Raw genomic sequence first — 6180 nt, 5'->3', positions numbered from 1 at the left:
GCCGGGCTGCTGCGCACTCGGGCGCTGGTGGTCGGGCGCGGCCGCCCCGTCGCCGCCGTCGGCGACCTCGCCGTCGACGGCGGCGTGCTGACCGCCGTCACCGGACCGAACGGGGCGGGGAAGACGACCCTCGCGCTGACCCTCGGCGGACTGATCCCGCCGGTGTCCGGCCGGGTCGGCGCGACTCCCGCGCTCGCGGACGGCCTGCGCGGCGACCCGGTGCGCTGGCGGTCCCGCGATCTGCTGCCGCGCGTCGCGGTCGTCTTCCAGTCGCCCCAGCACCAGTTCCTCACCGGCACGGTGCGGCAGGAGCTCGCGGTCGGGCTGCGCGCGCTGCGGGTGCCGGAGGCGCGCCTCCGCGCCCGCGTCGACGAGCTGCTCGAGCGGCTCGGCCTCGCCGCTCTGGCCGAGGCGAACCCCTTCACCCTCTCCGGCGGCCAGCAGCGCCGCCTCTCCGTCGGCAGCGCGCTCGCCGCGGCACCCCGGCTCGTGATCCTCGACGAGCCGACGTTCGGGCAGGACGCCCGCACCTGGGCCGCGCTCGTCGCGCTGCTCGCGGACGTCGTCGCCGACGGCACCGGGGTGCTCGCGGTCACCCACGACCCGCTGCTCGCCGCCGCCGCGCACCGCACGATCGCGGTCGGCCGCAGCGCGGGGGTGGCCGCATGACCCGGGTCGCGCGCGCCAACCCGCTCTCCACGATCGGGGTCGTGCTGCTCGTCGATCTGGTGCTGCTGCTCAGCCTCGACGCGGTCACCGCCACCGCCGCGATCGCCCTCATCGCGGTGTGCACGCCGCTCGCCGGCATCCCGCTGCGCCGCCTCGCGGTCCGCACCGCGGCGGTCGCCGGCGCCGCGGTGCTGGTCGCTGCGACGGTCGTGCTCTACGGGCGGGGGAGCGGCACGGTCTACCTCACGGCCGGGCTCGCGGAGGTGAGCGACGGCTCGATCGCCCTCGCGATCGCGACCGCGCTGCGGCTGCTCGCCGTCGCGCTGCCCGCCGTGGTGCTGCTCACCGACCTGGACGCGACGCGCCTCGCGGACGCGCTCGGGCAGCGCCTCCACCTGCCCGACCGCTTCGTGCTGGCCGGCCTCGCCGGCATCCGGCTGTTCGAGGTCCTCGGCGAGGACTGGCGCATGATCGCCCTCGCGCGGCGCGCCCGCGGCGTCGGCGACCGCGGTCGCCTCCGCCGGCTGCCCGGGCAGGCGTTCACCCTGCTGGTCGTCGCGCTGCGGCGGGCCGTCGCCCTGGCGACCGCGATGGAGGCGAGGGGCCTCGGCGCGCCCGGCCCGCGCACCTGGTCGCGCCCGTCGACCTTCGGCCGTGCCGACCTCGTCGTGCTGCTGTCGGGGCTGCTCGTCGCGGGCGGCTCGCTCGCGGTGGGGCTCGCGGCCGGCACCTACCGCTTCGTCCTGGTCACGTGACGCCGGTGCCCGCCCTGCTGGTGGCGGAGGAGGCGCTGCGCCGCCACCCGGCCGCGGTGGTGCTCGTGGACGGCCGCAGCGGCTCCGGCAAGACCACGTTCGCCGCGGCGCTCGCCGCCCGCACCGGCGCGTCCCGGCTGCGGCTGGAGCAGCTGTACCCGGGGTGGGACGGCCTGAGCGCCGGCTCGGCCGCGCTCGCCCGCCTGCTCGAGGCTCGCGTCGCCGAGCTGCCGGCCGTCGCGCCGACCTGGGACTGGATCGGCGAGCGGCCCGGGGCCCCGCTCGCGCTGCCGGCGTCGGGGCCGCTGGTCGTGGAGGGGTGCGGCGCATTGTCCCGGCGGGCGGCCGTGCTCGCCGACCTGCGGATCTGGGTGACGCTGCCCGCGGCGGAGCGGCGCGCGCGGGCGCTCGAGCGCGACGGCGCCGTGTTCGCGCCGCACTGGGAGCGGTGGGCGCGGCAGGAGCGGGCGTTCCTCGCCAGGGAGGACCCCGCGTCGCGGGCCGACGTCGTCGTCGACGGCCGTCGCTTCCCGCAGCAGGTGTTCAGCGACCGCGCACGAGAGGCTCAGTAGCCTCGACGGCCATGAGCGACACCTCCTCCGAACCGGCCAAGTACGTCGCGGAGTACCTCGACGGCCCCCTGGAGGGCACCACCGAGCACCGCTACCTCGAGAACGGCGCCCCGGAGCCCCGCGTCACCCAGTACGCGCTCGTCGACGGCACCGACGCCATGTTCGAGTACGTCGCCGGCGACACCCGCACGCTGAACGGCGAGCAGTTCGTGCGGTACTCGTTCGACGCGAAGGACAGCGACCCCCTGCAGGGCCAGGCGAACGCGAACGAGGAGTCCAAGCAGATCTGAGTACATGGCCGCGCCGCGGCGCGGCTGTGCCGTACCGCAGGGCCCTGGACGGGCCCTGCGGCTGGCGGCGTCACGAGTGACCAGCGGAAGGTCCGACCACGTGCTCAGGCCCAGCCGAGCTCGTGCAGGCGGTCGTCGTCGAGGCCGTAGTAGTGGCCGATCTCGTGGACCAGCGTCGTGCGCACCTCGTCGCGCAGCGCGTGGAGGGAGTCAGCGGCCGCCAGATGCGGCAGGCGGAACACGACGATCCGGTCCGGCAGCTCCCCGAACCCGTACCGGTCCCGGCGCGTGAGGTCGACGCCGTCGTAGCGGCCGAACAGGTCGTCGCCGTCCTCCGCGCGGTCCTCGATCACGAAGGCGACGTTCTCCAGCCCGTCGACCATGTCCTCGGGCAGCGCGTCCAGCTGCTCGCCGACGAGCGCCTCGAACTCGGACTCGGTCAGCGCGACGGGCACGGCTCAGCCTCGCATGCGGCTCGCGACCAGCTCGCCGACGAGGACCGCCGACGTCGCGGGACCGCGGAGGGGCGCGGTCGGCAGGATCGAGGTGTCCGCGACCCGAAGGCGGTCGATGCCGCGCACACGGCCGACGGCGTCCACGGGGCCCGCGGACCCGTCCGGCAGCCGGAAGGGCACGGTGCCGCAGGTGTGCAGCGCCGTGCCGAGCCGGTCGCCGATCCAGCCGTCGAGCGCCCGGTCGTCGCGCAGCACCGCGTCCTCGAGGCCGATCCGGAGCGCGCCCGGGATGCGCGCGACGACGTCCGCGGCGATGCGGACCCCCTCCCGCAGCCGGCGCCGGGCGGCGGCGTCGCCGAGGTAGCGGAAGTCGATCGCGGCGGAGGCGCCGGGGTCCGCCGAGCGGATCGCCAGGCGCCCGGTCGCGACCGGGGTGTGCACCGACACGAGGAGCGGCAGCGCCGCGCCGCCCGCCGCGCGGCCCCCGGCGAGCTCCGCCATCGGGCGCAGCGACTGCAGCACCTCGAGGTCGCCGTCGGCGGGACCGTCGGTGCTCACCGCGGTCAGGCCCGCGCCCATCCAGGACCCCTGCGGTCGCGGGGAGGCCTCAGCGGGAACCCACTCGAGCACCACCTGCGGGTGGTCGCCGAAGGTCGCGCCGACGCCCGGCGCGTCGAGCAGCACCGGCACGCCCGCGGCGCGCAGCACCGCCGCCGGGCCGATGCCCGAGCGCTGGAGGATCGCGGGGGAGGCGAGCGCACCGGCGGCCAGCACCACCTCGTCGGCCTCGATGAGCGCGCCGTCCACCTCGACCCCGATCGCGCGGCCGGCCGCGATCCGCACCCGGTCGACCGCGACCCCGCCGCGGACGACGAGGTTCGGCCGCCCCGCTGCGGGCAGCAGGTAGGCCATCGCGGTGCTCCACCGCACGCCGTGGGCGGCGTTCGCCGGCACCGGCCCGACGCCGGGCGCGCCCTCGTCGTTCTTGTCCGGCTCCGCCGCGTGCCCGGCGGCGAGCGCCGCGGCCACGAACGCCGTCGCGGCCGGATGGTCCAGCGACCCGCGGCGCACCGGGATCGGGCCGTCGCCGCCGTGCACGGGCGTCGCACCGAGGTCGAGGTCGCGCTCCATCGCCCGCAGCAGCGGCAGCACCGCCTGCCACGCCCACTCGGGGTCCGCGGCCGACCAGCGGTCGAGGTCCGCGCGCCGCGGCCGCACGAAGTAGGCCCCGTTCGTGGCGGTGGAGCCGCCGAGCACGCGGCCGCGAGTCACCGCCCAGTCGCGACCGGGCGCGAGCCGCGCCGGGTACCACCGGCTGAACGGGTCGTCGGCCGCGGCGCCGGGCACGACGCCGGCGTCGAGCAGGCGGCTCGGCTGCCCGCCGAACGTCAGGGTCGCGGGTCCCGCCTCCAGCAGCAGCACCTGCCGGGCCGGGTCCTCAGACAGCCGCGCGGCCAGCACGGCGCCGGCCGCGCCGCCGCCGACCACGACGACGTCGGCGCGGCTCATCCGCCGGCGACGCCCGCGAACGCGTCGCCGAGGTCGTCCATCGCCTGCTCCAGCAGGTCGATCACGGAGGCGCCGTCCTCGTGCAGCCACCGCTCGTACGCCGCGATCGAGACCGCCAGGTAGGTGTACGCGATGGTCTGCGGCAGCAGGTCCTCCGGTGCCGCGCCCAGCCGGCTCGCCGCGAACTCGGCGACCGCGCGCCGCCAGGCCGCGAAGCGCAGCGTCGAGTGCCCCACCAGGGTCGGCACCGTCAGCAGCAGCGTCATCCGCGCGCGGTGGTACGAGTCCTCGACGTTCGGGAAGCGGTTGAACTCGACGACGGCGGTGCGGATCGCCGTCAGCAGCGGCACCTCCGCCGGTCGGGACATCAGGTACGAGCGCATCGAGGCGACCAGCGCGTCGAACTCGCCCCACGGCAGGTCGTTCTTCGACGGGAAGTAGCGGAAGAACGTGCGCCGCCCGATGCCGGCCGCCTCCGCGATGTCGTCCACGGTCGTGGCGTCGAAGCCGTTCCGGATGAACAGCTCGAGCCCGATGTGGCTCAGCTCGGCCACCGTCGTCGCGGGCTGCCGGCCGAGCCGCTGGGCCGGCTCATCACGAGGTCCGTCCATGCTCACAGGATCTCCCTCCTTCCCTTCGGCACCGGGTGTCATTAGTGTGCGGAGGAGTCGCCCGGCGCTGGGGCCGGACGGTCGTCAGTGCTGCCGAACCGCCGTGAAGGAGCGTCCCATGAACAGTCCCGAAACGTCTGCCCCGGAGTCGGGGACCGCCGTGCAGGCGACCGAGCTGATCGAGCAGGACGACCTGGTCGAAGAGGTGTCGATCGACGGCATGTGCGGCGTGTACTGATGCCGGCCGAGGCGTTCGACCTCGACCGGGTCTGGGCCGTCCACCCGCGGGTGTCCATCCGGCCGGAGCCGTTCGGCGCGCTGGTCTACCACTTCGAGACCCGCAAGCTGTCGTTCCTGAAGGAGCGGACCCTGCTCGACGTCGTGGCGGGCCTCGACGGGGTCCGCTCGGCGCGTGCCGTCTGCCGGGGTGCCGGGGTCGCGGAGGCGGACCTGCTGCGGTACGGGCGGGCGCTCGGCACCCTCGCCGCGTCGTCGATGCTCGTCGCGGTCGCGCCTGCGGAGGTCGCGGCATGACGGTCGTGCTGCCTGCGCCGCCGGCCACGAAGCCGGCGCGGCTCGTCGACCTGTTCGAGTACGGCCTCGACGCCCCGATCTGCCTGACGTGGGAGCTGACGTACGCCTGCAACCTGTCGTGCGTGCACTGCCTGTCCAGCTCGGGCAGGCGGGACCCGCGCGAGCTGACGACGGAGGAGGCCAAGGCCGTCATCGACGAGTTCCAGCGGATGCAGGTCTTCTACGTCAACATCGGCGGTGGCGAGCCGACGGTGCGCAGCGACTTCTGGGAGCTGCTCGACTACGCGACGTCGCACTCCGTGGGGGTGAAGTTCTCGACGAACGGGGTGAAGATCACGCCCGAGGTCGCGCGGCGGCTCGCGGCGAACGACTACGTCGACGTGCAGATCTCCCTGGACGGCGCCACCGCGGAGGTGAACGACCCGATCCGCGGGCCCGGGTCGTACGACACCGCGATGCGGGCGCTGCAGAACCTGTCCGACGCCGGGATGGCGAACTTCAAGATCTCCGTGGTCTGCACCAGGCAGAACATCCCGCAGCTCGACGAGTTCAAGGCCATCGCGGACCGGTTCGGCGCGCAGCTGCGGCTCACCCGCCTGCGCCCATCCGGCCGCGGCGCGGACGTCTGGGACGACCTGCACCCCCGACCTGCGCAGCAGAAGGTGCTCTACGACTGGCTCGTCGCGCACGGCGACGGCGTGCTGACCGGGGACTCGTTCTTCCACCTGTCGGCGTACGGGCAGGCCCTGCCTGGGCTGAACCTGTGCGGCGCGGGCCGCGTCGTC

At 75.5% G+C, this 6180-nt stretch carries 10 protein-coding genes; 7 read left to right on the top strand and 3 right to left on the bottom strand.

Annotation, left to right across the window (positions count from 1 at the left end; translation table 11 throughout):
• From ACFE60_RS16865 to ACFE60_RS16850, 4 genes are all read left to right on the top strand, one after another.
• A partial coding sequence (locus ACFE60_RS16865; protein WP_375390015.1) for an ABC transporter ATP-binding protein occupies nucleotides 1–669 on the top strand: 669 nt, incomplete at its 5' end.
• On the top strand, nucleotides 666–1424 hold the full coding sequence (locus tag ACFE60_RS16860; protein ID WP_375390014.1) for an energy-coupling factor transporter transmembrane component T family protein: 759 nt from the start codon (nucleotides 666–668) through the stop codon (nucleotides 1422–1424). The genes ACFE60_RS16865 and ACFE60_RS16860, both read left to right, overlap by 4 nt.
• Entirely contained in the window at nucleotides 1421–1996 is a 576-nt protein-coding gene (locus ACFE60_RS16855; protein ID WP_375390013.1) for a hypothetical protein, read from the top strand. The genes ACFE60_RS16860 and ACFE60_RS16855 overlap by 4 nt, the downstream gene beginning before the upstream one ends.
• 11 nt (nucleotides 1997–2007) lie before the next feature.
• Nucleotides 2008–2286 carry a hypothetical protein gene (locus tag ACFE60_RS16850; RefSeq protein ID WP_375390012.1) on the top strand — a complete coding sequence of 93 codons (279 nt, stop codon included), beginning with the start codon at nucleotides 2008–2010 and terminating at the stop codon, nucleotides 2284–2286.
• A gap of 104 nt (nucleotides 2287–2390) precedes the next feature.
• Here the strand turns inward: ACFE60_RS16850 and ACFE60_RS16845 are convergent, their stop codons facing one another.
• The 3 genes from ACFE60_RS16845 to mftR form a co-directional block, all read right to left on the bottom strand.
• Nucleotides 2391–2669, bottom strand: coding sequence for a metallopeptidase family protein (locus ACFE60_RS16845; protein ID WP_375390016.1), 279 nt, complete (start codon nucleotides 2667–2669; stop codon nucleotides 2391–2393).
• A 75-nt stretch (nucleotides 2670–2744) separates the two neighbouring features.
• The gene (gene mftG / locus ACFE60_RS16840; RefSeq protein ID WP_375390011.1) at nucleotides 2745–4250 is read right to left on the bottom strand and encodes a mycofactocin system GMC family oxidoreductase MftG; all 1506 of its coding nucleotides are present in this window, start codon (nucleotides 4248–4250) and stop codon (nucleotides 2745–2747) included.
• Complete coding sequence (mftR, locus tag ACFE60_RS16835; RefSeq protein ID WP_375390010.1) at nucleotides 4247–4861, bottom strand: mycofactocin system transcriptional regulator; 615 nt, start codon at nucleotides 4859–4861, stop codon at nucleotides 4247–4249. The genes mftG and mftR overlap by 4 nt, the downstream gene beginning before the upstream one ends.
• A gap of 118 nt (nucleotides 4862–4979) precedes the next feature.
• On the opposite strand from mftR, the gene mftA reads away from it, so the two are divergent.
• The 3 genes from mftA to mftC all read left to right on the top strand — a co-directional run.
• On the top strand, nucleotides 4980–5099 hold the full coding sequence (mftA, locus tag ACFE60_RS16830) for a mycofactocin precursor MftA (RefSeq protein WP_375390009.1): 120 nt from the start codon (nucleotides 4980–4982) through the stop codon (nucleotides 5097–5099).
• Nucleotides 5099–5395, top strand: coding sequence for a mycofactocin biosynthesis chaperone MftB (gene mftB, locus ACFE60_RS16825; RefSeq protein ID WP_375390008.1), 297 nt, complete (start codon nucleotides 5099–5101; stop codon nucleotides 5393–5395). Before mftA ends, mftB begins: the two co-directional genes overlap by 1 nt.
• On the top strand, nucleotides 5392–6180 hold a 789-nt coding region (mftC, locus tag ACFE60_RS16820; protein ID WP_375390007.1), incomplete at its 3' end, for a mycofactocin radical SAM maturase. The genes mftB and mftC, both read left to right, overlap by 4 nt.

Origin of the sequence: uncultured Amnibacterium sp. (assembly GCF_964245895.1) — a bacterium.
Classification (GTDB): Bacteria; Actinomycetota; Actinomycetes; order Actinomycetales; family Microbacteriaceae; genus Amnibacterium.
This window is presented reverse-complemented; position numbering and strand designations above follow the sequence as displayed.

Excerpts from the sequence above, each read along its gene's own strand:
- ACFE60_RS16860 (WP_375390014.1), top strand. The coding sequence starts at position 666 with ATGACCCGGGTCGCGCGCGCCAACCCGCTCTCCACGATCGGGGTCGTG.
- ACFE60_RS16850 (WP_375390012.1), top strand. The coding sequence starts at position 2,008 with ATGAGCGACACCTCCTCCGAACCGGCCAAGTACGTCGCGGAGTACCTC.
- ACFE60_RS16845 (WP_375390016.1), bottom strand. The coding sequence starts at position 2,669 with ATGGTCGACGGGCTGGAGAACGTCGCCTTCGTGATCGAGGACCGCGCG.
- mftG (WP_375390011.1), bottom strand. The coding sequence starts at position 4,250 with ATGAGCCGCGCCGACGTCGTCGTGGTCGGCGGCGGCGCGGCCGGCGCC.
- mftR (WP_375390010.1), bottom strand. The coding sequence starts at position 4,861 with ATGGACGGACCTCGTGATGAGCCGGCCCAGCGGCTCGGCCGGCAGCCC.
- mftA (WP_375390009.1), top strand. The coding sequence starts at position 4,980 with ATGAACAGTCCCGAAACGTCTGCCCCGGAGTCGGGGACCGCCGTGCAG.
- mftB (WP_375390008.1), top strand. The coding sequence starts at position 5,099 with ATGCCGGCCGAGGCGTTCGACCTCGACCGGGTCTGGGCCGTCCACCCG.